The organism is Paracoccus sp. MC1854 (assembly GCF_014164635.1).
Lineage (GTDB): Bacteria > Pseudomonadota > Alphaproteobacteria > Rhodobacterales > Rhodobacteraceae > Paracoccus.
The window spans coordinates 14,988-39,799 of record NZ_JACJFU010000024.1 but is presented as its reverse complement, the minus strand read 5'-3'; the positions used below and the strand labels follow the sequence as shown (position 1 = coordinate 39,799).

The window sequence follows — 24,812 nt, the reverse complement described above, 5'->3', positions numbered from 1 at the left end:
TTGCCAGGCATATCTCAGCACGCCCTGGGCTTCGGGGAACTTTGCCAGGGTCAGGAACAGCGCCCGCTCCCAGGGCTCGCCACGCAACCGAAGCCGCAGCACCTGCAAGGGCCAGGCCAGCAGCAGCAGCGCCGCCCAGGGCGTGACCAGCCACCCCACGAACACCAGCAGAGGCAGCCCCAGCCCCCAGATCAGCGCGCGCCGGGTCTCGGCCAGCTTGTGGCGCTCGGGAGCCGATCCATGCATCGCGGCCCCCTCGGCGGCTGCATGGCCTGACCGCTTTGCGCGGCGCCACCACTGCCCGAACCGGGTCATCGCCGCATCATGCAGACCCATCTCGGCGTCCAGACGCCAGATCCTCCATCCCGCCTTGCGCAGCCGCACGCAAAGCTCGGGTTCCTCGCCGGCGATCAGGGCTGGATTGAAGCCGCCCTGATCCTGGAACGGCTGCGCACGCATCATGGCATTGCCGCCGCAGGCACGCGCCTCGCCCAGGGGAGCCTGCCATTCGGCATCGGCCAGGCGGTTATAGACCGAGGCCTCGGGAAAACGCTCGCGCAGGCGGCCGCTAACCACCGCCACGTCGGGATGCTGCTGCAGGAACCGGTATGCCGTGCCGAGCCAGCCGGGATGAAGCTCGCAATCACCATCCACGAACTGAACGACCCTTGTCCCGGGGCGCAGCACCATCAGCCGGGCAAAGCCGGCATTGCGGGCACGGGCGGCGGTGAAGGGCTGGCTCATGTCCAGATCGACAACATCGACACCCGCCTGCCGGGCGGCATCCGGGCTGCCGTCGGTCGAGCCGCTGTCGACATAGACGACCGCGCCGGCTTGGCCGGACACCGAGGCCAGACAGCGTTTCAGCCGTGTCCCCTCGTTGCGTCCGATGATGACGATTCCTGTATCGCACAAGAATTTCCCGCCGCTCATCCCCCGGCCGGGAGAGCCTTCTTGCTCGATCTGCCGCTGTGCCGGGTCGGGATCGGTCCGCATGATCTCCACATTCATGAAAGTCGCGTGACATGCCGTGGATCGACCGCGGGGATCAATCCCCGCTGCAGTGCCAAGCGCGCAGGAAACGGCATCCTAAGGCCAGTCCGAAAGGTTGCAAGAAGCGATCCAGATTTGCGGGGCCTTGTTGCGCAAATCTCCTGACGGTCGGACTTTCCCCTTCCCCGTTTGACGTCATCCGACGGGCTGCGTGACGGGGATGCCGAGTGCGGTGAAGCGGTTGAGGATGGCGATGCGGACTTGGAGCTCGGCGGTCTGACGGTCGAAGTCTTGGGACATCAGCCGCTGCCCCAGCAGCTTCATGCAGTTCATCTTGGTCTCGATGCGGCTGCGGCGGTGGTAGCCGGTCCACTTCCGCCAGATAGTCCGGCCGAGGCGCTTGATGGCCCGAAGGGCCTCGTTCCTCGCCCCCGCACCAGGGCTCTTTTTCTTCCATGGCTTGGCGTTTCGGCGGGGCGGGATGATCGCTTCCGCTCCACGGTCTGCGATGGCGTCGCGGCAGGCGCGGCCATCATAGGCGCCATCGGCGGTGACGGATGCGATCGGCTCGTCCGCGGGGATCTGCGACAGCAGGCCGGGCAGCATGGGCGCGTCGCCGGTTCCGCTGCCGGTGAACTCGACCGCCCGCACCTCCATCGTCGCCTCGTCGATGGCCAGGTGGACCTTGCGCCAGACACGTCGCCGCGCCCCACCATGCTTGCGCGCATGCCATTCGCCTTCACCCCGGACCTTGATGCCCGTGCTGTCCACGAGCAGGTGCAGCGGGCCGCCCGAGCCCCGGTAGGGCAGCTGGACAGCCAGCGTCCTTTGTCGGCGGCACAGCGTCGAGAAGTCCGGCACCGGCCAGTCGAGCCCCGCCAGCTTCAACAGGCTGGCCACGAAGCCCGTCGTCTGGCGAAGCGGCAGGCCGAAGAGCACCTTGATCGTCAGGCAGGCCTGGATGGCAGCGTCCGAGAAGGTCTGCTGGCGACCGCGCTTGCCAGACGGCGCCGCGTGCCAAGCCATGCCGGGATCGAACCAGACCGTCAGCGACCCGCGCTCACGCAGCGCGGCGTTGTAGACGGACCAGTTCAGGGTGCGATAGCGGGTGGACGCAGGCTTGGACATGCTGCCCAGCTATGTCGCTGCACTACCGATGTGAATCCCAGGCAGGCTTTGCGCAACAAGGCCGATTTGCGGCGGAACGCCTCGGATAATCAGACGCATCTTCGCCGCAACGGGAAAATGTGACCATCCATGGTCACGATGCAGTCGGATTGTGGAACGCATTGGCCATGATCACGGCGGGCCTCCTGTTGACCACATTCAAGGTGCATTCCAGGAGGGAGGCAGCAGCCCAGGGCTCCCTGATCACTGGCGGAAAGGGGCCGCTCCCGTTATCTGCTGAAGCCGAAGCGACAAACGGAAAGCCACACGTGATAGACTGGTCAGCCGAGAGGTCCGGAGGGAAACGCGTTGCCGTCAACGTGACCGAACAGCGCGCACTTCTGGAGGATATTGGGGCGCGGCTGGAAACGGGCAGGGGCTTCACCGTCGCCACGCTCAATCTCGATCACTTGGTCAAGCTGGACCGCGACCCTGCTTTCCGGGACGCCTATCTCACCCAGAGCCATGTGACCGCCGACGGCAATCCCATCGTATGGCTGTCCCGGCTGGCAGGCCGGCAGGTCGAACTGGTGACCGGATCCGATCTTGTGCTGCCTGCAGCGCGGCTGGCGGCAGCGCACGGGGTTCCGGTCGCCCTGTTCGGGGCGACCCCTCCCGTACTCGAGAAAGCCGCGCGGGCGCTGGAGGCTGCAGTGCCCGGCCTTGCCGTTGCGGCCCGGATCGCGCCTCCGATGGGCTTCGATCCCCAGGGCCCTGCCGCGGATGCGGCGATTGCGGAACTGGCCACGTCCGGAGCAGGCCTGTGCTTCCTGGCCCTCGGCGCCCCCAAGCAGGAAATATTCGCCGCGCGTGCCGCGGCGCAATTGCCTGCGATGGGGTTCCTCTCGATCGGAGCGGGGCTGGACTTCCTGGCCGGGACCCAGACTCGGGCGCCACGCTGGGTGCGCAGGCTGGCTGCGGAATGGTTGTGGCGCCTGGCCAAGGATCCGCGCCGCCTGGCCCGCCGCTATGCCGACTGCCTTGCCGTTCTTCCGCGCCATGCCGGGCAGGCGCTGAAGGCCCGCAGGGATTGAGCGGCAGATGATCCTTGCCTTTTCCGACGGCGGCCCGGACATCACAGGGCTTTCATGATCGGGCACCTGGTCCTGTTCTCCTGGCCGGCGGTGGTGTTCTGGCTGTTCTCGCGGCTCCACCCCACGACGGCGCTCTGCTGGGCGATCATCGGCGGCTACCTTCTGCTGCCGGAAAACATCAGCTACGATCTGCCTGCGCTTCCAGCCATCGAGAAGGGTTCGGTCGCGGCCCTGTCAGCGCTGGCTGCGGCAGCGGTGCTGGCTTGGCCGAACAGGAGGCAAGGGAATATCGCCTCCGGCAACGTCACCATTCTGCCGGGGTTCGTGCCACGCAACAGGGTGGTGGTGATGCTGATCGTGCTGATGCTGGCGGGAATTCTTGGTACGGTCGCGACCAATGGCGATCCGCTCCACTTCGAGCTCCGTCAGATCCCCGGACTCAGGCCTTATGACGCCGGTTCGCTGCTGCTGGGCGGCCTCATCACGCTTCTGCCCTTTCTGCTGGCCCGGAAATACCTTGCCTCGCCCGAGGGGCAGACCCGGCTGCTGGTGGTCCTTGCCCTTGCAGGGCTCATCTATTCGCTGCCCGCCCTCTATGAGGTGCGGATGTCGCCGCAGATCAGCCGCATGATCTATGGCTATTTCCCCCATGACTGGATCCAGCACATCCGCGCCGGGGGGTTCCGCCCGGTGGTGTTCCTGCCCCACGGGCTGTGGCTGGCGATATTCTTCTGCGCGAGCTTCCTGGCGACGCTGTCCCTGTGGCGCCTCACCACATGGCCGCAGAGCGTACGCTGGCTGCTCGCCACCCTGTGGATGCTGATGACGCTGGTTCTCGCAAAGGGCATGGGCGCGCTTGCCATCGGCATCATGCTGGGCGGAGCGATCCTGTTCCTGCCGTTGCGCCTGCGGGTGATGACGGCTGCGGTGCTGGCCGGGATGATTCTCGTCTATCCGATGCTGCGCGGCGCCGATCTGGTGCCGACCGAGAGGGTGGTCAGTCTTGCGGCAAGCATCGATCCCGATCGCGCAGGCTCGCTGGACTTCCGGTTGAAGAATGAGGACCTCCTGCTGGCCAAGGCCAACGAGCAGCCGCTGTTCGGTTGGGGCAGCTGGGGCCGGAACCGCGTCTATGACGAGAGCGGCGCCGATATCAGCGTCACCGACGGCTACTGGGTCTTGGCGATCGGCATGGGCGGATGGATCGGCTATCTGGCTAATATGGGATTGCTAACTCTGCCCCTGATCCTGATGGCGCTGCGTTGGCGCAGGCTGGGCCTGACACCCGCGACCGCAGGGATCGCACTCGCGCTGACTGCCAATCTCATCGACCTGATCCCCAACGCTACGCTGAATCCGTTGACTTGGCTCATGGCAGGCGCGCTGGCCGGACGGTTGGAACTGGGGGGACCCAAGTCCTCTGCGGATGAGGACGGTGCGGATGGCCCCCCGAACAGGAAGAGAGCATCGCCTCAGTCCTGCAGCCCTTATACCCGTCAGACTCACCGGCATCCGGCCCGCTCCACCGTTGTTGCACTACCCGTTCGTGGCGATGCGTGCCTCGGTTTTCCCTTGACATCATGAAGCACCGGACTGCCGCGATGATGGTAACAGACCGCGTGCACCCAGTCTGATGAGATTGATGAGGCGACAGGTAATGGCAAACAACTCAGGCCGACGGCTTGGTTGGGGTAATGAGCGCCTGGCTCCTCCTCCATCACAAGCATTAACAATGCTGATCTCATGCTGTCATCAGGACATAAAATGAGCTAAGCTCAAGCAGTGATTGCTGGAGCGTCCTCCGCCCAGAAACCCTACTCCTTCCCAAAGGAGTCTACAGAGGACGCTAAACCTCAAGTGTGTTTCAGGCAGTCATGTGAAAACATTGCCTGCAATGATGGATGTGAATACGCGCTATGACACTTCCCAAATCTTTCTTCGCACCTATAATTCGTATAAACAGGAGAATTAAACAACGCGCGGACGAACGACATGTAAGATCCGAGCTGCAACTCTTACATGGCCCTGCAGTGACACGACTTTCAGATGATCAAGTTGCCTTGATCATCGTGGGCCGTGATATAAGTTATTTTCTGGAACATCATATCCAGCACCATCTTGCCCTTGGCGTTTCTCATGTTGTTTACGTAGACAACGGGTCCACGGACAATTCCATCGAGATTGCAAAACGATTTTCCAACATAACCATCGCAAGTTGCACGGCCGACTTCCGCCTTCATCAAGGTCGGATCCGCTATCTTGCCAATACGTATTTTCTCAAGGGAGGCTGGCGGCTGGCGATCGATCCAGACGAATTACTCGACTATCCAGAGTCGGACCGGATCGACCTTCCTGAACTGACCCGTCGCATGAACGCGCGCGGGCACAGCGCCATGGTCGCACAAATGCTTGACATGGTCTTTGATGGTCCCGCCTCGGCCGCGGCCAGCATCGATTTTTCCCAAGCTGAGCGGCTCTTCGACCGTTATAGCTTGGCTGCAATCAGAAAGGTACCCTATCATGAATCCGGCCTGCCATGGGCTTGGTTCCTTGAACAGAATAAGACTAGCAATAGAGACATTCTCATCTTTTTCGGCGGGCTCCGACACGCTGCGTTTGGTGAAGATTGCTGCCTAACCAAGCATGCCTTGTTCCGAATGGGAAAAGGCGTCATTCCGCATCCGCATCCACATGTAACTACGGGAGTAATCTGTACTGATTTCTCAGCCGCCTTAAAGCATTACAAATTTGCTGGCGATACACTCAAGCGGGAGAAGAAGTTATTAGCTGAGAACAGAATCGCTCACGGAGAAACACAGTTGCGTGTTGCAAAAATGGAGCGCGAGGTTGATATCAACCTTGGCAGGTATGCTGAATGCCGAGGCCCTGCCGTCGAACGGCTTATCGATCAAGGTTTTTTAAGAATATCCAATGCAGCACGAGAGATGCTGTCTTGATACAGGAAAAGCTACTCCATCGGCTTATTGAAATCTATGTAGTAGTTAGCTGTTACACGGCGCTAATTATATTGTGCCGCCGAACACGTTCGCTGCGGTCCAGCTGCCGGTTACGAACGGGGCGGTAGCGTGTGAGGTCAGGACAAAGTTGCGCAGCACCTCCCAATTCACCCAAATTGCCAGCCCGGAAAGGGCAAGTACCGCCAGAGTGAAGAGCGCGTCTCGGCGCAGGTCGGTACCATGGTGGCGGCTCAGGAAATATTGCTGCAGCGGATAGATCGAGGCGGCCGTAAGGCCGCTGGCCAGCAGGATACCGAACATGCCAAGAAACCAGAAACCCGCGAACATATAGGCTAAGATTAACACTGCCTGAATCAATGTTAGCTTCGAGAAATCGCGCGAGTTCCCTTCGGCGAGCAGAAGCTGTGAGTTGCCCCTAGTCAATGCGCCGGGAAAGGACATCAGCGCCAGCACGATCATCATCGGTCCGGCGGCGGCATAGCGTGGATCATAGAGCAGTCCGATCAGCCAGTCTCCTACCAGAGCCAGTACCCCGAACATGGCTATCGTCGTCCCCACCAGCAGCGACCGCGCCTGTCCGATCCGGCGGCGGTTCAGCGCGCTCTCGGACGGGCGTATCTCGCGGTAGAGGGGGAACAGGATTCGCTCCGCCAAGATGCCTGCGAGCATACCCGGAAAGCCCGCCATGAAGAACGCGATATTGTAGACCCCCAGATCGCCGAAGCCGACCAATCGGCCCATCAGCATCTTGTCACTATGAACGACTACAAAGCCCGCCAATGAGCTGAGAAAGATGTACTTGCCGAAATGAAGCAGATCGTACGCAGCCGATCGGTCCCAGCGCAGCCGGTTCGGCACGCCTGGCATGAACAAATGTCCGGCGAGCATTCCCACAAGGCTGCTCACCAGTCCGCCGATGACCAGCGCCCAGACCGAGGGCCAGATCCAGGCCAAGGATATCATCACCAGGATGCCGATGGACTGCGTGGCCAGATCAAGCACTGCCTGTCGCCCCAACCGCAGCTGGCGGTTGGCAACCATGGTCTTGGTGGTCTGGAAACCAGCAATAAGTGCCGTCAAGCCTACTACTGGAAGAAGCCAGAGCAGCAGAGGCTCATCGTAGAACTCGGCTGCGGGCAGAGCCAGAGCGCAGGCTCCCAGCCACAGGATCACGCCGCGCCCGATCTGGATGGTCCAGGCGGTGTTCAGAAAGTCTGGGTCTTCTCCACGGCGGTTCTGGATGATCGAGGGGCCGATCCCGAGGTCGGAAAACATCGCTAGTCCGGTCATGAAGGTCTGGACCAGCGCCATCAGGCCGAAGGCCTCGGGAAACAGAAGCCGGGTCAGGATCAGGTTCGATCCGAGCCGGATGAGTTGCTGCGCGGCTGTCGTTCCCAAGCTGATGGCAACGCCGCGCGTCGCCCGGCCTCGCAGGCCGTCGCCCTGAAAATGCTTCAATAAGCGCAAGATTTCTACCCGATCAACTTCCGGGGGCCATACCTCACCCAGTCCGGGGGATCACGGGTTTTTTCACGTCTGGACGGGGTGACAGCGCGTCGCTTACCCGGACGTCCTGCGCAGGGCGGCGACTGCCCCGGGCAAGGGCGCCATCCAGGCCTCTCGGGGTTCCGGGCCAGAGCGCTTGCATTCGGGGGTCCTGTCATCGGGACCGGAGCGCAGCTTCAGGTAGACCAAGGCCAGCAGCAGCCCGACCCACCCTCCGGCGACATAGCCGAGCACCATGGCCAGGGCCGATGCGATATGCATCCAGGCCAGCAGCGCACCCAGGAACGAACCGGTTACAATCGCGATCAGGATAACGATCATCGGAAACCTTCTTCGGGATACAGGTAAACGGTCTGTTCAATAGCCCCTAAAAGGCGACTATTTTCCATAATAGTCAACCATCAATTGCGTGGGCTGCAGCTCTGACCTGTCACAGGTCTTCAGCCGCAGGAAAGAACCGAATACGGAAAATTCTAACTATCCGAGCCTTGACCGCTGCCAGCCCTTTCGGATCCCTGATCCCCTGGAGGAGCAAGACCTGTAAGCACGGCCACGATCCAGCCGCCTGCAAAGCCTCCCAGATGGGTCTGCCAGGCCAGCTGGCCATCAAGCGCCCAGACCATCGCTAGGTTCAGCCCTGCCAGCAGCGCCACGATCCACAGGACCAGATGGCGGCTTTCGCCGGCATCGGCGGGGTCGTTCCAGATCGCGGCCAGCCAGGCGCCGGCAAGCCCGAACAAGGCCCCTGAGGCGCCCACCATCGGACGGGGCTCGCTCCACAGTCCTGCATAGGCGCATCCGCCCAGGAACTGCGCGACCGCCCATATGGCCAGGAAGCGCGCGCGTCCCCCGGCATCGAGCAGCGGTCTTCCGAGAGACCACAGTGTCACCATGTTGAAGCCCAGATGGGCGATCCCGCCATGAAGGAAGCCATGGGTCAGGAACATCGCCCAAGGCTGCCCCGCGAAGTTCGGCTGCCAGCCCTGCAGCAGGCCGGGCCAGAACCCGCCATAGGCATAGGCAAGCTGCCGCAGGCGCCCATGCGCGATCAGCCCGAGATCGGACAGGACCAGCACCGCCTCGATCGCGACGCAGAGCGCCGTCAGGAGGATCAGGATGCCGGTGCCGCGACGCCCTGATGCTTTCCCGACCCCGGATGATCCTGACCCATCCGGTCGGATGCGGATCACTGTGCGGGCGCTGTCGCGGTTGTTCCCCCGGCTGTCGTGGCGGAGTCCTCGCCCTCGCCTGCCGGGGCGGGGGCGGCCTCCAGCCGGGCGATCGCCGCGCGGGCGGCCTGCCGGGGCGGGCTGTCGGGATCGCCCCCCTCGATCGTCAGCGCATGGCGGAGCTGTTCCAGCGCGGCCTGGGTCTTGCCGGTCGCTTCCTGCACCAGGCCCAGGTGGACCTGCACCGCGGGGTCATCCGCAAGGGCCTCTGCCGCGCCCTCGAGATAGGGCAGGGCGGCGGCGCTTTCGCCGTTCAGGTGCAGGATCCAGCCATAGGTGTCCATGAAGGCCGGCACCGTCGTGCCGTTCAGCCAGCGGGCCACGGCAGTGGCGCGGGCCAGGCTTTCGGGCTGGTCGGCGCGATAGGTCGCCAGCAGGCTGGCCAGGTTGTTGGCCAGAAGGACCGAATCCGGGTTGGCCTGGTGAAGCCGCTCGTAGACCGCGATGGCGCCGTCGATGTCGCCCGCGGCCTCCAGCTGTCCGGCGCGCGCCCAGAGAAGATCGGGGTTGTCCGGATTGGCGGCAAGCCCCTGGTCCACCGCGGCCGTCGCGGCCGCCGCATCGCCCTGGGCCGCTTCGAGCCGCACCAGCGACATATGGGCCTGCACGTCCTGCGGATCGGCGGCGATCAGATCGCGGTAGATGGCGCGCGCCGCCGCCGCGTCCCCGCCAGCCTGCTGGACCATCGCCAGGATCATCTTCACGCTGCGCTCTTCAGGCTGAGCCGCGGCAAGTTCCTGCGCCAGTTGCAGCGCCCCTGCAGTGTCGCCCGACACCAGCCGGGCCTGGATCAACGGCAGCTTCTCGGTCAACCCGGCATCGGCCGCGCCGGCCAGTTCCTCGAGATAGGCCAGCGCCGCGTCATTGCCCTCGGCGCGCGCAAGCCGGGCGACCTCGATCCGGTTGGCGGCTGCGACCGCCGGCTCGGTGCCGATGTCACGGAGCGAGCGGATCACGTCGCGGGCGCGCAGGTCGTCGGGCATGCGTACATAGACCTCGCCCAGGGCGGCGAGCAGGTCGATATCGCCGGGCGCCAGCCGCAGGGCCGGGATCAGGGCGTCCTCGGCCGGGCGATAGCGTTCCTCCTGCAGCAGAAGCTGCGCCAGCCGCAGCGAGGGGCCGGGCGCATTGCCCGAGGCCGAGGCGGCCTGCGCCAGCAGGTCGCGCGCAAGATCCTTTTCGCCCGCCCGCTGGTAGGCTTCGGACAGCAGGGTCAGCGCCTCGACGTCGTCGGCCTTGTGGTCCAGCACCGTTCGCAGGGCGGAGACGGCGGCATCGGTGTCGCTGGCGCGAATGGCCCAGGCGGCCCGCATCTTCAGCGCGCCGGGATGGCTGGCGTCCTCGGCCAGGACCTCCTCGACCCGCTGGCGGGCGGCGACCTCGTTGCCGGTCTCGCTCAGCATCCGGGCAAGCTGGACCTTGATGTCGCGGGTGCGGTCCGAGGCGGCAGCCCCCTCCAGCAGCCGCTCGATCTCGGCGATGGCCTCGGACTGCCTGCCCTCGCGGAAGTCGAAGCCGGCCCGCAGCACGCCGAAGACCAGCGGGTCGCCGCCTGCCGCAAGCACCTTCTCCAGCTCGGCGCGGGCGGCCTCGGGGCCCTTTTCCTCTTCGACGAAGCGGATCACGTCCAGCATGGGGCCGGGATCGCCGGCCGGGGCTGCGGCGGCAAGCTCGCGCAGATAGGCCTCGGCCTTGGCGGGTTCGTTCCGGGTCATGTAGAAGCCGACCAGGTCGCCCTTGTACTGGGGATCGTCGGGAAACTGCGCGATCATGCGGCGCAGCTGTTCCTCGACCCCGCTCATGTCGCCCTTTTCGACCAGCAGCGCCAGGCGCTGCCGGTAGTGAAGCGGGTTGTCGGGCTTGAGGGCGATCAGCCGGTCGATCAGCGCCTCGGCCTTGTCCAGCTGGCGGTCGCGCGCCGCCTTGTCCAGCAGGATGGCCAGCAGCATGTGGTTGTCGGGAAGCTCGGCCAGCAGAGCCTCGGCCTGGGGAACCAGGCTGTTGCCGGTGGCCATGTCATTGCCCTGGACCGCGGCATTGTAGCGGCGGGCGAGATCCAAGGCCTTGGCGCGCGGGTCATCGGGGGCAATCTCGATCGCGCGGATGGCGTGGCGCTCGAGCTCGTCGCTCTGCTGGGAATCGAAGGCGAGTTCGGCAAGCGCCAGCCGCACCTCGAGATCGTCGGGATACTGTTCGGCCAGCCGCAGATACTGGCTGTAGGCCTCGCCTGGCTTGTCCTGTTGCACCAGCAGCTCGGCCAGCTTCCTGCGCGCCTCGTAATGGGTGCCATCGATATTGAAGACGTTGCGCAACTGCAGGATGGCCCGATCGGGATCGCCCTGTTCCAGCAGCTGCAGGGCCGATTCGTAATATTCGGCGGCCTTCTCGGCCGAGGACTTGCAGGCGGTGAGCGTCAGGCACAGCCCCAGGATCATCGCACCGCTCAGAAGGGGCCGGAAGGGGCGGCGCGGTCTGCAGCCGGAAAGGGCGTCATGGGTCATGCGGAAAGCCTCGGTCGTAGAAAGTCGCAGGGAAAAAAGCCCCACCTGCGCCTTCCCTGCCCATTGCCAACCGGACAGGACACAGGGTGGCACCGGCGGGGCGAAGCATGGGAACAGCGCGGTGAAAGGGCCGTCAGTATCCGGTGCAGCGCGGCAGGACGACCATGGTCCGGGCAATGATGCGCAAGTCGGTTCGCAGCGACACGGAAGCGGCATACTGGTCATCATAGCGGACTCGTGCCACAAATTCGGATCCGTTGCGCGCGGAAATCTGCCACGGTCCGGTGATGCCGGGGCGAAGACGGTAATAGGCCAGCCCGTCATACATCATCTGCTGGTTGACCATCATCGGGCGCGGCCCCACCAGCGCCATCGTCCCGTTGAGCACATTGAGCAGTTGCGGAAGCTCGTCCAGCGAGGTCTTGCGCAGCAGCCGGCCAATGCAGGTCACGCGGGGGTCGGCCTTGAGCTTCTGCGTCCGTTCCCACTCTGCCCGAGCGGCGGGATCGGCGGCCAGATGCGCCTCAAGCCTGTCGTCGGCATCGACCACCATCGTGCGCAGCTTCCAAAGGCGGAACGCCTTCCCGCCACGGCCGACCCGCTTCTGCACATAGAAGGGTTTGCCACTTTCGACCGCAATCATCAGCGCCAGCAACAGGATCAGCGGCAGAACGACTGGCGCGGCGGCCAGGATGAGAAGCGTCTCGAAACCGCGCTTCAGGCCGCCGGCATAAACGCCGCCGACGGGCGCGAGAGACCTGGCAAATTCCAGATAATCCCTGTGCGGCACCAATACAGCCACACCAAGGGGTTCGACACGGGGATCAAAGCCCGTCATCTCCATCCTCATCAAACATACCACTCGTAAAAAAAAGCGACACCCTTGCCCAACTACTACGGTCAATAGGAAAAACGAAGCATGACTTTAGGGAATGATTAAAACTTGTCCAAATGGACAGGTCCCCTGTCCGTCGTTGTCGTGAACTTGTCCGTCTCGACGATGGTCTATCCGCTACGCTGCCGCTATACGAAGCCCATCTTGTCAAGCACCGGTTTTTCTGGGTGAGCCAACTTTATCTTGAGCATTTCGGTTTTACGGGGCGGCCCTTCTCGATCCTGCCCGATCCGTCGATGATCTTCTGGACGCCCGATCACGGCAGGGCCTTTTCTGTGCTGGAATACGGCCTGATGACCCATTCGCCGCTGACCGTCGTCACCGGCGAGGTCGGGACCGGCAAGAGCACGCTGATTCAGGTGCTGCTGCGCCGGATCGATCCCGAAGTCCGCGTCGGCCTTGTCTCGAACGCGCGGGGCGACCGGGGCGACCTGCTGCGCTGGGTGCTGAACGCGCTCGACGTGTCCTATCCGACTGACGCCGACTATGTGCGGCTGTTCCACATCTTCCAGGATCACGTCGTGGCCTGCTACGCCGCTGGGCAGCGGGTAGTACTGATCTTCGACGAGGCACAGAATCTCGGGGCCGAGATGCTCGAGGAATTGCGGATGCTCACCAACATGAACTCGGGCAGCGACGAGCTTCTTCAACTGATGCTGCTGGGACAACCCGAGCTGCGCGACATGATCACCCGCCCCGAGTTGCGCCAGTTTGCCCAGAGGGTGACCGCGACCTATCACCTGAAGGGGATGGATGCCGCCGCCACCGGCGAATACATCCGTCACCGGTTGCGTCTGGTCGGGGGGACAGGGCACGAGATCACGCCCGAGGCGATCCGGCGGATCCATGCCGAGGCCGAGGGGGTGCCGCGGGTCGTCAACAAGATTTGCGACCTCGCACTGGTCTATGCCTCGGCCGCCGACCGGCGCGTGGTCGGACCCGAGCTGATCGACGAGCTGATCGCCGACGGGCTGGTGCTGAGGGCGCAGACCCAATCCCCGCCGGCAAGGCCGGGACGCGAAGGCTTCAAGCAGGACAAGTCATGACCGATCTGCGCTTCTACTGGTCGCTTCTGCTGCGCCGTCTGCCGGTGATGCTGGCGCTGTTCCTGATCTGCACGGTGCTGGGGGTGGTGACGGCGATCCGGGCGCCGGCAACCTATTCCACCTCGGCTCAACTGCTGGTCGAGGGTCCCCAGATCGCGGCCGAGATGGCAACGACCAATCCCGGCGCGGCCGAGACCCTGCAGGTCACCGAACAGCAGCTTCTGACGCGCGCCAACCTGATCGACATCGCCAACAAGTTCCGCGTGTTCGGCGATGAACAGCTGACCCCGGACGAGAAGGTCGAGCGGATGCGCGAGGCGACCGTGATCCGACGCGCCGCCGGGCGCGACCAAGCTTCCATGATGACCCTCGGCTTCACCGGCGATTCTCCGGCTGTCGTCGCCGACGTGGTCAACGAATACGTGACGCTGATCCTCAGCAACAGCGCCCGCAGCCGGCTCAGCCGCGTCGAGGAGCAGCTGCGCTTCTACGAGCAGGAGGTCGAGCGTCTGAGCGCCGATCTCGACGCGCAGAGCGCCAGCATCCTGCAGTTCAAGCGCGAGAATGCCGAAGCCTTGCCCGAGAACCTGCAGTTCCGGCAAGGCCGCCAGGCGCTGCTGCAGGAACGGGCGGCGCGGCTGCAGAACGAGGTGGCCACGCTGCAGACGCAACGCGCAGACATGATGCGGATCTTCGAGCAGACAGGCAATGTGGCGGGCCAGTCCGGGCAATCGCCCGAGGCCCAGATGCTGGCCCAGGCCCGGCAGCGGCTGGCCCAGCTCGAGGCGATGTCCGAAACCGACGACAACCCGCGCATCCGCGGCCTGCGCACCCAGATCGCGGTAATGGAACAGGGCGTTCAGCAGAACGGCAGCGCCGAAAGCCAGACCGGCAACCCGCTGCTGGACCTGAACCTGGCCCAGCTCGACAGCCGGATTGAAGCCGCCGGGGCCGAGATCGAGCAGGTCAATGCCGAACTGGAAAGACTGGAAGATTCGCTCCGCGAGACCTCGACCAATTCCCTCTCGCTGGCAGCGCTGGAACGCGATCAGGCCAATATCCAGTCGCGCTACAACGCCGCAGTCGCCTCGCTGGCGCAGGCCCGCATGGTCGAGCGGATCGAATCCTCGGCCCGCGGCGAGCGCATTACCGTGGTCGAGGCGGCGAGCGTGCCGGACCTGCCCTCGGGCCCCAGCCGCAAGAAGATCGCGGCGCTGGGGGCAGGGGCGGGGCTGGGGCTGGCTGTCGGATTCTTCATGCTGATGGAGCTTCTGAACAGCGCCATCCGCCGCCCTGCCGAGTTGAAGGCGCGCTTCGACGTGATGCCGCTGGCGGTCATCCCCTATATCGAGAACCGCCGCGAGCGGCGCGGGCGGGTGGCCCGACGGCTGACCGTCGTTCTTGCCGTGGCGGTCACGATCCCGCTGGGGCTGTGGTATCTGCACATGAACTACATGCCGCTGGATATCCTGACGTTGAAGATCGTCGGCCGCCTGGGCCTGGGCTGACAAGGGAAGGTGCCGCAATGGAAAAGCTTCAGGCCGCGATCGAAAGCGCCCGGCGCAAGCGGGCGGGCCGGCCCGAGGCGGCCGGCGTTCCCGCCCAGACCCCGGGCCATCCGGCGGCGCCTGTCCCGGCCGTGGCGGCTGCCGGGAACCTTGCCGCCGAGGCGCCCGGCCAAGGCGACGGGGCTTCCCTGCAGGAACGGTGGGCCGCGCTGAATCCGGTGACAGTGGACCATGCCCGCCTGGGCCAGCAACGGGTGCTGTCGCTCAGCGCCTCGGCGGCCTCGGCCCCGTTCGACGTGCTGCGGACCAAGATCCTTTACCAGATGCAGCAGAAGGGCTGGCGGCGCCTCGCGATCACCTCGCCGCTGCCGAAATGCGGCAAGACCACGACCGCCTGCAACCTGGCGCTCGGCCTTTCGCGCCAGCCCGAGCTGCGCTCGATCCTGTTCGACTTCGACCTGCGCTCGCCCGCGGTCGCCCCCATGCTGGGCATCGCCGAGCCGCAGCCGATCGTCTCGCTGCTGACCGGGCAGCGGGACTTCGCGCAACACGCGCACCGGATCGGCCCCAATCTCGCCCTAGCCTTGTCCGGGCGGGCCGAGCCCGATCCCACGCAGGTGCTGATGGCGACCTCGACGCGCGACACGCTGGCGCAGGTGCAGGAAAGCTATCAGCCGGATGTGATGATCTTCGATCTGCCCTCGATCCTGATCGGCGACGATGCGCGGGCCTTCCTGCAGCATGTGGACTGCGCCCTGATCGTGGCCCGCGCCGACCAGACCCGCTATGGCGAGTTCGACAGTTGCGAGCGCGAGGTCGGCGAATACACGAATGTGCTGGGGGTGGTGCTGAACGGCTACCGTCACGGCGGCGGGATCGACGCGCAGGACAGCGGGGCCTAATGGCCCATCCCGCGCATGAAAAAGGCGGGCTTTTCGCCCGCCTTTCTGGATCAGAGCGCCAGACTGTGGGGCGCGGTCAGGCCGAAGCCGACTTGCGGCGGCGCGCCACGGCCAGACCGGCAAGCCCGGCCAGCAGCAGCACGCCCGAGGCGGGAAGCGGAACCGGAGCAGGCTGCGGCAGGAGGTCGGCCTTGATGCTGCCTCCCGGGTTGCTCGTGGATGTCGCACGGACAGCGAACTGCGTGAGATCCGACAGACCGGCCAGAGTGGCGATATTGAACACTACGGAGGACACAAGGTTGGGGCCGGCGCCAGGTTGGCCGATGCGGACGATGTAGTCGAACAACGTAGCACTGCCGGCACCGTTGAAGTTGCAGCCTGTGCCGCAGTTGTTCACCTTGCCCACTGACGTGCTGCCAAACAGCGACAGCGCCGGAGTGTTGGCCCCACCCGTATAGGAAACCAGCGACAGATCGCTCTGCGTCAGCGAGCCGGCATAGTTGAAGCCCAGGGCCAGGTAGTCCGCCGCACCCACGAGGGTCGAAAGACTGAACTGCAGCGCATTGACCGGATCATCGCTGACCGTCAACTGGATCTTCGGCGTGGGCTGCGGATTGGTATAGGTGACCGTCGCTGCCTGGGATGATGCTGCGAAGCCGAGCGTGGCAGCTGCCGCTACGGCGAGAGCGTATAGAGTCTTCATTCTCCACCTTTCAGGGGCAGTCCAGGCACCCTTACCATATGTGACTCGTGACTTCTCGACCCGTAGCCGAGACTGTTTGCTTATAAGTGATCGCTCGCGAGGTAGCTAATGATATCTGCACAATCTGTGCATGTATTATTCATTATTAACACAATCTTAAGACATATTAACCTGAATAAGTGGATTTTCCCTCTTACTCTTGCCCCATGGACGGCATGGCTGTGTGCTGACGCCCTGCCGGTTCGGCAATCTCGTCCGCTCCAAGCGTCATCCGCGAAATGGCCCCGCCCTGGCCCAGACAGGACGCAAGCTTGCAGGTGGCATCCTCGGGCATGCCTGACAGCCAGGATCGCGCAAGCTCGAAGCCCTGCATCTCTGGCGGCCGTGAAACGGGTGAAGACCAGAGCGGCCGGTGGCACAGGTCCTTGTTGCGGCCGTTTCGGTACGTGAAGGGCGGGCTCTTGCCCGCCCTTCAACCCATGCAGCGCCTTGGAAAGGCGATCAGGCGGCCTTGCGACGGCGCAGCGCCAGCATGCCCAGTGCGCCCAGAAGCAGGAAGCCCGCCGCCGGCACCGGAACCGGCGCGATGGCCACCGGCTCGTAGCTGATCGATGATATACCAGTACTAGTACCTGTTACGCCTTGCAGCAGGAAGCTCAGGATCGGCGTGTTATCTGCACCATTAACTCCGTAGTTCAACCGCGGCAGCAGTGAGTTCGGGTAGGTCGCCGAAGCTGAGAACACCTGATTCCCGCTCGCGTCATAGCTGAACACACTTACGGGAAAGATACCTGCCGGGCGACTGAACGTCACATTCGTCACCGGTGAGGCGAAGGTGAAGCGAAGAGACTCATTGTTGTTCAACTGCTGATAAAGCTGCACTGCCTGTCCGCTTCCGGCTACCCCCAGTGAGGTGGCCCCCAACCAGATGTTGCCGCCGGTGCTTTTGACGTTGATGAACCCGTCGGGTGTCGTCCAGTTCGTACCCAGAGAGCTGTGCAGCGGAGCCAAGGCCGTACTGTTGAACGTCACAGTCGCTGCCATCGCCGATATGGGCAGCGCCACAAAGGCGAGCGCAGCCACCAAACTCCTGAAAATTCTCATCGTTAACCTCCCCAATCGTCGTGTTCAGTTCTCATTAACCGTAACGTTCAACTGAAGTACGGGCATCAGAACGATGCCATCTGAAAAGAGAAAGTCAATCCATTTCTTGGATAAGAATCACTGACCTTTCAGGCAAGTCTTGATGCTCGGGGAGGTTAGGTCATGCTTTGCTTGTCCTTGCTTGCCCGGAGCGCCAATTCGCGCTCCGCGCTTTCTAAAAACACTGAAGCAGCGTGTTTTCAGAGTATAGCTTCAGTATCAGACTTTATGCTTGCGATAAGCACGAACGCTCCCTAACGCGCCCATCCCGGCAAGCAGAAGCAGGGCAGATGCAGGCAGGGGAACAGGTGCCGGCGCTTGGGCCAAAGTAAAGGTCGCACCGGTAGTGGTTCCCGACCCCAGACCAAATGCGAGAGCATCCTTGAAGGAATAGTTCAGGACATGTCCGTCCCCAAAGGCCACGGTGCCCGATCCGTCGCTCCATTTCAGGGCGCCGCCCGAAACCTTGCCGAAAGCAGTGAAGAAGCCTGCATGCCCCGAGCCACCCGCAGTGGCATCTGAGGGAGACGAGAAGTTCAAGCTGACCTGAACATCGTACACACCCTTGCCGATAGTCCAAGGGCTGGTAAGGGCGATGTTCCAGTCAAAAAGACTATCGATGTTTGCGCTTTCTCCAACCGTGTCCAGGTCGAAGCTGTTCTTGAGGACTACGCCTTCAAGCTTGCAATCGCCCAGCACACAGAAGTCTTGTCCCTTAACATTCACGTCGCCGCGTTCGATTGTAAAGGTTGCTGCCGATGCAGTGCCAACGCTGAGTGCAGCCGCGAGTGCAGCCGCAGAAAGATATTTGCAGATGTTCATGAGAGTTCCTTGCACAGAGAAATCGTGAAAGCCCCAACTCTGCCTTGAGGACACGGAGCCGCATTAAACCTTATGATATTCGCGCAAGTGCAGGTAGTTAAACTTATTTACCTGCGTTCACTCAGAAGGCGAAAAATTGGTCCTGGTTCGCCTTGTAGTCGGTTTCCTATCTCTAGTGCAAAGATCACGCATGTCTGCCGGAGATGGTTCTATCTCCGGTTTCAATATTTTAAAATGCCAGAACCGGCAAACTCATCAACTGCAGGGGGAATAGCCTGCTCGACGACTGTTGGTTAGTTGCCAAAATGGTCAGGTCGTCCTCGAAGATGCGGCGCGGAGGATCCCTCTCGGAGCAGCACTATGTCCGAGCCTGCTGCCGCTTGAGCGTCCGGTAGACCGTGGGACGCGAGACCGAGAACAGCTCGGCCAGGTCGCTGATGCTGTAGTCGCCGGTTTCGTGCATCCGGCGCAGCTCCTTCTGCTGGCGTTCGGAGAGCTTGGGCTGCTTGCCGCGCAGACGGCCCTTGGCGCGGGCCATGGCCATGCCCTCGCGGGTGCGCATGCGGATCAGGTCGGCCTCGAACTCGGCGAAGGTGGCCAAGATGTTGAAGAACATCCGGCCCATGGGGTCATGCGGGTCGTGGATGCTGGTCCCGAGCTGGAGGCGCACGCCCCGCGCGAGAAGCTGGTCGGCGATGGCGCGGGCGTCGGGGACCGATCGTGCGAGGCGGTCGAGCTTGGGGACCACCAGCGTGTCCCCTGCCCTGACAGCCGCCAGCGCCTGGTCGAGGCCCGGCCGGGCGCGGCTGGTCCCCGACAGGCCATGATCGACATAGACCCGGTCGGGAGCCACGCCCAAAGCCTCGAGCGCCGCCCGCTGCGCAGCGAGGTCCTGCTTGTCGGTGGAGCAGCGGGCGTAGCCGATGAGTGTGCCGGTCATTTCGTCCGCAAAGCCCCCTGCGAGTGAGACGATCATCGTACCACTCATATGAGACAATCTTTCGCCTGTCAGGGCAAGAAGCGGCCGGTGCACTCGACAGTGTCCGCTGAGCGATCCCCTTTCGGACAATCTGGCCGCCATGCCTTGGTCACCTCGTGGAGGCATTCCTATTCAGAAGGTCTTGCCCCAGGTGACATCATGACGATATCAATGTTGACAACTTGTGCAGGTGACTGTCATGGGCCAGCTTATTGTCCGCGAGGTTGACGACGACATCGCGCGTGCACTCAAGGAGCGCGCCGCCGCAAATGGCCGCTCTGCCGAGGCCGAACACCGGATGATCCTGCGCGAGGTCCTCCAGCCCGCGCCGGACATGACCGACTTTGCGGCGGCTGCAGCGCGGTTGCGGGCACGCCTGCACGCCGGCACCGACAGTGTCGAGCTGATCAGGGCGGGACGCGCCGAACGCAGCGACGCATGAACCCGCCCGGCGATTGCGTGGTCGATGCGAGTGTCGCGCTCAAGTGGGTTCTGGACGAAGAGGGCTCTGAGGCTGCGGCAGCGCTGCTGGACGGCCGCAGACTCTATGCGCCACCACTTCTGCTGATCGAGGCGGCCAATGCGCTGTGGGTCGCATGCCGCCGTGGTGCGATCAGCGCTGACGACGCCGAGGACGCCCTGCACCAGATTGCCGCGGCACCCTTTCGCAACTGGTTGCGCCCGGGCAATCTGCCAGCCGATGCATTCCGGCTGGCGCGGCTGCTGGATCACCCCGTCTATGACTGCAGCTATCTCGCGCTCGCCATGGCCATAGGAGTCCCGGTCGTCACTGCCGACCGCCGCTTCGTGCAGGCCGCCGGCCGGAGCCCGGAGGCGGGATCGCTCGTCTGCCTGCTGGGCGTATCCAGTTCCGCGACCCGGTAGTTGCAGGAACACCGAAGGCGCCGCTAGCCGAAGCACTCACCTGGGCTGGACCTGGAATGCCTCCACCAGTTCGCAGGCAGGAAGAGGACTGACCTGGTCCAGAAATCCAGATATTTTGCCTGTCTGGGGTTTGCACATCATGGCCCCCGGTGGGGGCGACCCCCTTATACACCGGTTTTCCGTTTCGTCAACAACATACCTTCTTCAGCCCTTAGGTACCCGCAGGACGAGAGAGGTGTCTTTTTCCGAGTCAGGATTTAGGCAGTATGACCTCCCTTGGACAACTCGGTTATTTCAGGGTTATTTAGGCTCAACCAGCACCCTCATCCTGATCCAAACCACAACTCTTCGACAACTTATTATACTTCTTCCATACCTTCAGGTATTTAGGACCAATAAATCGCCTGAACCGGCTTGGGTTTCGGGGATAATATAGTCCCGATCTCGAGGACCCTGTCATCAAGGATGCGTGGAACACGCTCGGCTGGCGGATCAAGCAGGAGATCGCGGAAGCCTTCGGGCCGAAGACCTTCATGGTTCGTCGCGACATGGTGGATGACGCCATCGGCTACCATGCGGCCTCGGTCACGGACTTCTGGACCGGGACATCGCGCTGGTCGGAGGGGAGCCAGAAGGCGGTCAGGGAGACGCTGGAGATGCTCGGCCCCAAGGCTTTCCCTTGGCTCAGGAAGGCGGAGAACCTCGTCCAGGACGCGGTCTCCTATGCCAAGACCACCATCATCATCCGCTCGGTCACCGTGGCGGTGGGCAACATCCTGTCGAACACCATGCACCTGGCCCTCGTAGGGGTGCCGCTGACGCAGATCGCCAAGGGCAGCCGAGCCAAGTTCAGCGAGATCACGGAGTATGTGAAGAACCGGGAGGAGCTGCAGCGGTTGCAGGTGCAGGTGGCGGCAGCGGCATTGGACCCCAAGGCCATGAAGCCCCTGGCCGCGCGTATCCGGGCGCTGGAGGAAGCCAACCGGCGGCTCTCGATCGCGCCCCTGCTCAAGGCGGGAGAGTTCTCGACCATCTCCGAGAGCCTCACCGAGGCCGATGTGGCGATCCGGGAAGGGCGATGGGCCGATTACATCGAGAGGGCGGTGGACAAGCTGCCGGGATGGGGAGCCACCGCAGCGAAGAACCTGCTGATCACCAAGGACACGGCGCTGTTCCAGGGCCTGAACCGCATGGTCCAGTATGGGGATTTCGTCGCCAAGGCGGTGCTCTACGACCACCTGACGCAGAAGAAGGGGATGACGGAGCGGGAAGCGCTGGACCGGATCTTCGAGGAGTTCGTGGCCTACAACCGGCTGCCCGGACGGGGCCGGGACTTCCTCGAGAGCATGGGTCTGATGTGGTTCTGGAATTATAAAATCCGCATCATGAAGGTGCTGGCGAACACCCTGCGGGAACGTCCTCTGCATGCCCTGTTCATGATGGGGGGAGCCGGACCTGTGACCGGCATCGACACGGTCTGGGATGGGTCACTGCTGGGCAATGCGGCCGATGGCTCGATCTGGTTCTCGCTCGGGCCGGAGATGGGATGAGGGCGACAAGGGGTCCTGAGGCTAGCTTCACGTCAGATTGAGCCTTTCTTCAATTGACAGCGAGTGCATTTAAGGCAGGTGGGACACTACTTGAGTGTACTTAAAGGTGGGTAGCGAGATCAGACGACGCAGGCTGTCCAACCCTAGGGTCGCGGAAAGCGTAAGCTCGAATCTCCCGAGCAACATGCGCTTCATGGCTTTCAGTAAAGTCACGAAAAATAGTTTCCTCAAATGAGACTCCCGCAGCCTCACTTGGCAAGATCCAACCGGCGGGCCGCGGCAGGCTCACTCGCGCGATGCCACGCTCAAAACACCAACGAGCGAGGCGCACATCCACGAACCTTTGGCTCGTGCGCATAAAGTCATATGGCGGTCGATCAACGCATCGCATGACTGCAGTTCCCGAGCCAATCTGATCCACGAAAATAGGTTGATCCTGACCAAACTCATATGCGAGAAATTTACGGTATCGAGCAATTTCGTTCGGCCTTCGATAATAGTTTACAAGTTCGTAAAGTTTACCCCGGTAACTGCCGCCCTTAAGCGAGAATCTTGGCCAATTATATATCGAACAGTGGTAACCTCCAATGAAAGGGCCTGATCCCAGAGACTCAAAGCTCCTTAGTGTCGATCCAACGTAATCAGCAGGGTATATGATGTCGTCATCAATCAGAAATAGATAGTCGGCACTTGGGATTTCGGGAAAGAACTTACCCGCGTCCTTAGTGTCATGATCAGGAATTATCGCATTAACGTTAGAGTACTCATTCATGAAGTCTGGCGGCGCACTGAACTCGTTGAGGACTACATTCATTATGTCCACTTGTGGCGCCATAGCACGCAAGACGTACGGCAAGAAAGAGAGGCGTTTCGGGTAAGTCGCGAGATTTGCAACTATCATTGCTTCTACCTGAAGTTTTCTATACGAATTTCGAGTCCGGCAAGATACCCACCGAGCCTCGCTCGATGAGCTGAAACGACGCAAAGCTATAATCTACTTCATTTTGCTCCTGCTTCACGTCCGAGAGCCTCCTCTCTGTCCTTAGTGCAGATGGCGCAAGCCGAGCCTCCTTCCCGTCCAGATCAGCGAGGTTTTCCGGGTACGGCAACCCCGAAGGCACACGTGCTGTCGCCAAGCTTGCGCGAAACCTGAGCGAAGCACGCACACGCTCAAGCAATGTTCCGTCCCACACCGAACAGGCGACGCGAGACAGAAATGGTTTGGCATGAGGCGGCGGCTTGTAGTCGTCATCGTGATCTGGTGGACGGATGGTGTTCGGCCTCGCTTCATCCTGCCCTATCAAGATCAGCCGGATGTACGGTACCTCATCGATCCCCCCCGACGCCACCGCTCGTTCCAGTCGTCAGCGAGCGTGGTCAATTTTCAATCTTAGTGCATGACGGGTCCTGGTGCTATGCTCGGGGTGGCGGGGAAGTGGTTCTGGTCTGCCCTTGGTCACGTCCGTCAATGTGGTGTAAATGGGAAGATGGCCTGAGGTCATGATCAATCAGGCGGCCTTGGTGGTGAGGCTGAGGATGGGGTCGATCTCCTCCTTGTCGATCTGGGCGAAGGCCTCAACCATCATGTAGCGGCTTGAGGTCTGCCATTCGTCATTCTGCTCGAAGAGCACGGCGCCAATCAGACGCATGATCGAGGCCTCGTTCGGGAAGATCCCGACGACGTCGGCGCGCCGCTTCACTTCCTTGTTCAGGCGCTCGATGGGATTGGTGCTGTGCAGCTTGGTCCGATGCTGGCGTGGGAAGGTCATGTAGGCCAGCACGTCATGCTCGCTGGCGTCCATCAGATCGGCCAGCCTGGGCCAACGAGTGCGGAGCTGGCCCGCGACGTGCCGCCAGGTCTCGCCGGCGTGCGTTCGGTCGGGCTGGTCGAAGGCTTGGCGGATCGCCGCGGCGACCACGGTGTGCTGGCCTTTCGAGACATGGGCGAGAGCGTTGCGCATCCAATGAACGCGGCAGCGCTGCCATGTCGCCTCGAAGATGCGCGCGATTGCGCCTTTCAGACCCGTGTGAGCGTCGCTGATGACCAGCTTCACCCCGCCGAGGCCGCGGGCTTTCAGCGCGCGCAGGAAGTCCGTCCAGAATGTCTCGGCTTCAGATGGCCCGATGCCCAGCCCGATGATCTCGCGGCGGCCCTCGGTGTTCGCGGCCACGGCGATTATGGCCGCGACCGAGACGATCCGCCCCCCTGGCGGACCTTCAGGTAGGTGGCGTCGAGCCAGACGTAAGGCCATTCACCCACCAGCGGCCGGTTCAGGAACTCGCCGACCCGTTCATCATTCGCCGGGAAAACGATCCACCGGATCGTTTTCTGGCCCGGCTCATTCCTTGCACAGCTTGGAGACGGTGCTTTTCGAGATTCCGCTCAGCCCCATTGCCTGGACCAGATCATCGACCCGGCGGGTGGACACGCCGCCGATCCAGGCTTCCTGGATGACAGCGACCAGCGCCTGCTCCGACGTCTTGCGGGCCTCGAGAAAGCCAGGGAAGTAGCTGCCCTGCCGCAGCTTCGGCACCCGCAGGTTCAACGTGCCCAAACGGGTGTCGAGAGCACGCTCCCGGTAGCCGTTGCGCCAGGTCGTGCGGTCGCCGCTGCGCTCATGGCGCCCGGCGCCGATCAAGCCCTCAACGTCTGCCTCCATGAGCAGCTGCAGGACAGCTTCGGCGATCGCGCGCAAGAAATCACCCTGATCGTGCTTTGCCAGAAGCTCGGACAGGTCCATGCTGGTCTTGGTCATCGGGGTCTCCGTGTGGTCCGGGGTTGAAGCGTCGAAACTCCACCTCGACCATACACCTCGATGGCCACCTCCGATTACACCGGCAGCGCCAGTGAAATTACACCACCTGCTCGGACGCTAACCTGCCCTTCGCTGCCACCGTCATGTTCTGGCTATGAAGACAATGGCTCCTAAGTCTAGAGAGAGCCGCATCGATCAAGCACCAGTCCAAGGAA

At 62.8% G+C, this 24,812-nt stretch carries 20 protein-coding genes and 2 pseudogenes; 9 read left to right on the top strand and 13 right to left on the bottom strand.

Features of this window, described 5'->3' with window-relative positions; genetic code table 11:
• The coding region (locus H5395_RS14120; RefSeq protein ID WP_182793217.1) for a glycosyltransferase at positions 1-933 on the bottom strand (933 nt) is incomplete at its 3' end.
• 255 nt (positions 934-1,188) lie between these two features.
• On the bottom strand, positions 1,189-2,121 hold the full coding sequence (locus H5395_RS14115) for an IS5 family transposase (RefSeq protein WP_182793213.1): 933 nt from the start codon (positions 2,119-2,121) through the stop codon (positions 1,189-1,191).
• Between the two features lie 119 nt (positions 2,122-2,240).
• On the opposite strand from H5395_RS14115, the gene H5395_RS14110 reads away from it, so the two are divergent.
• The 3 genes from H5395_RS14110 to H5395_RS14100 all read left to right on the top strand — a co-directional run bounded on the left by H5395_RS14110 (position 2,241) and on the right by H5395_RS14100 (position 6,151).
• Positions 2,241-3,194 (top strand): WecB/TagA/CpsF family glycosyltransferase, encoded by a 954-nt coding sequence (locus H5395_RS14110; protein ID WP_370576462.1) that lies wholly within the window; start codon positions 2,241-2,243, stop codon positions 3,192-3,194.
• Between the two features lie 54 nt (positions 3,195-3,248).
• A complete protein-coding gene (locus tag H5395_RS14105) occupies positions 3,249-4,778 on the top strand; it encodes a hypothetical protein (protein ID WP_182793212.1) in 1,530 nt (509 codons plus the stop codon).
• 485 nt (positions 4,779-5,263) lie between these two features.
• Positions 5,264-6,151 carry a glycosyltransferase family 2 protein gene (locus tag H5395_RS14100; RefSeq protein WP_370576463.1) on the top strand — a complete coding sequence of 296 codons (888 nt, stop codon included), beginning with the start codon at positions 5,264-5,266 and terminating at the stop codon, positions 6,149-6,151.
• A gap of 66 nt (positions 6,152-6,217) precedes the next feature.
• Here the strand turns inward: H5395_RS14100 and H5395_RS14095 are convergent, their stop codons facing one another.
• The 5 genes from H5395_RS14095 to H5395_RS14075 all read right to left on the bottom strand — a co-directional run bounded on the left by H5395_RS14095 (position 6,218) and on the right by H5395_RS14075 (position 12,246).
• Positions 6,218-7,639: an oligosaccharide flippase family protein gene (locus tag H5395_RS14095; protein WP_182793210.1), complete on the bottom strand. Its 1,422-nt coding sequence runs from the start codon at positions 7,637-7,639 to the stop codon at positions 6,218-6,220.
• Positions 7,640-7,732: 93 nt separating this feature from the next.
• Positions 7,733-7,999 carry a hypothetical protein gene (locus tag H5395_RS14090; protein WP_182793209.1) on the bottom strand — a complete coding sequence of 89 codons (267 nt, stop codon included), beginning with the start codon at positions 7,997-7,999 and terminating at the stop codon, positions 7,733-7,735.
• Between the two features lie 152 nt (positions 8,000-8,151).
• A complete protein-coding gene (locus H5395_RS14085) occupies positions 8,152-8,868 on the bottom strand; it encodes a rhomboid family intramembrane serine protease (protein ID WP_370576461.1) in 717 nt (238 codons plus the stop codon).
• The gene (locus tag H5395_RS14080) at positions 8,865-11,408 is read right to left on the bottom strand and encodes a tetratricopeptide repeat protein (RefSeq protein ID WP_182793208.1); all 2,544 of its coding nucleotides are present in this window, start codon (positions 11,406-11,408) and stop codon (positions 8,865-8,867) included. The genes H5395_RS14085 and H5395_RS14080 overlap by 4 nt, the downstream gene beginning before the upstream one ends.
• Before the next feature lie 133 nt (positions 11,409-11,541).
• The gene (locus H5395_RS14075; protein ID WP_255440680.1) at positions 11,542-12,246 is read right to left on the bottom strand and encodes a sugar transferase; all 705 of its coding nucleotides are present in this window, start codon (positions 12,244-12,246) and stop codon (positions 11,542-11,544) included.
• A gap of 224 nt (positions 12,247-12,470) precedes the next feature.
• On the opposite strand from H5395_RS14075, the gene H5395_RS14070 reads away from it, so the two are divergent.
• Genes H5395_RS14070 through H5395_RS14060 form a run of 3 tightly spaced genes read left to right on the top strand, consistent with a single transcriptional unit; the run spans position 12,471 to position 15,759 of the window.
• Positions 12,471-13,349: an ExeA family protein gene (locus H5395_RS14070; protein WP_370576459.1), complete on the top strand. Its 879-nt coding sequence runs from the start codon at positions 12,471-12,473 to the stop codon at positions 13,347-13,349.
• Positions 13,346-14,857, top strand: coding sequence for a hypothetical protein (locus H5395_RS14065; protein ID WP_182793205.1), 1,512 nt, complete (start codon positions 13,346-13,348; stop codon positions 14,855-14,857). The genes H5395_RS14070 and H5395_RS14065 overlap by 4 nt, the downstream gene beginning before the upstream one ends.
• 17 nt (positions 14,858-14,874) lie before the next feature.
• Complete coding sequence (locus tag H5395_RS14060; RefSeq protein ID WP_182793204.1) at positions 14,875-15,759, top strand: CpsD/CapB family tyrosine-protein kinase; 885 nt, start codon at positions 14,875-14,877, stop codon at positions 15,757-15,759.
• A 76-nt stretch (positions 15,760-15,835) separates the two neighbouring features.
• Here H5395_RS14060 and H5395_RS14055 read toward each other — a convergent pair whose 3' ends face one another.
• The 4 genes from H5395_RS14055 to H5395_RS14040 form a co-directional block, all read right to left on the bottom strand.
• Complete coding sequence (locus H5395_RS14055) at positions 15,836-16,462, bottom strand: VPLPA-CTERM sorting domain-containing protein (RefSeq protein ID WP_182793203.1); 627 nt, start codon at positions 16,460-16,462, stop codon at positions 15,836-15,838.
• A gap of 501 nt (positions 16,463-16,963) precedes the next feature.
• Entirely contained in the window at positions 16,964-17,545 is a 582-nt protein-coding gene (locus tag H5395_RS14050; RefSeq protein ID WP_182793202.1) for a PEP-CTERM sorting domain-containing protein, read from the bottom strand.
• A gap of 279 nt (positions 17,546-17,824) precedes the next feature.
• Positions 17,825-18,427, bottom strand: coding sequence for a VPLPA-CTERM sorting domain-containing protein (locus H5395_RS14045; protein WP_182793201.1), 603 nt, complete (start codon positions 18,425-18,427; stop codon positions 17,825-17,827).
• Positions 18,428-18,785: 358 nt separating this feature from the next.
• Positions 18,786-19,367 (bottom strand): recombinase family protein, encoded by a 582-nt coding sequence (locus tag H5395_RS14040; protein WP_182793214.1) that lies wholly within the window; start codon positions 19,365-19,367, stop codon positions 18,786-18,788.
• A gap of 238 nt (positions 19,368-19,605) precedes the next feature.
• Here H5395_RS14040 and H5395_RS14035 point away from each other — a divergent pair, with 238 nt between their 5' ends.
• The 3 genes from H5395_RS14035 (at position 19,606) to H5395_RS14025 (ending at position 21,841) form a co-directional block, all read left to right on the top strand.
• Complete coding sequence (locus H5395_RS14035; protein WP_182793200.1) at positions 19,606-19,848, top strand: hypothetical protein; 243 nt, start codon at positions 19,606-19,608, stop codon at positions 19,846-19,848.
• Positions 19,845-20,291: a type II toxin-antitoxin system VapC family toxin gene (locus H5395_RS14030; RefSeq protein WP_182793199.1), complete on the top strand. Its 447-nt coding sequence runs from the start codon at positions 19,845-19,847 to the stop codon at positions 20,289-20,291. The genes H5395_RS14035 and H5395_RS14030 overlap by 4 nt, the downstream gene beginning before the upstream one ends.
• A 533-nt stretch (positions 20,292-20,824) precedes the next feature.
• Positions 20,825-21,841, top strand: coding sequence for a hypothetical protein (locus H5395_RS14025; RefSeq protein ID WP_182793198.1), 1,017 nt, complete (start codon positions 20,825-20,827; stop codon positions 21,839-21,841).
• A gap of 32 nt (positions 21,842-21,873) precedes the next feature.
• On the opposite strand, the pseudogene H5395_RS19520 reads toward H5395_RS14025, so the two are convergent.
• Positions 21,874-21,918, bottom strand: a pseudogene (locus tag H5395_RS19520) (tetracycline resistance efflux system leader peptide); the annotation flags it as partial.
• 1,431 nt (positions 21,919-23,349) lie between these two features.
• Positions 23,350-24,597, bottom strand: a pseudogene (locus H5395_RS14015) (IS256 family transposase).
• Positions 24,598-24,812 lie beyond the last annotated feature (215 nt).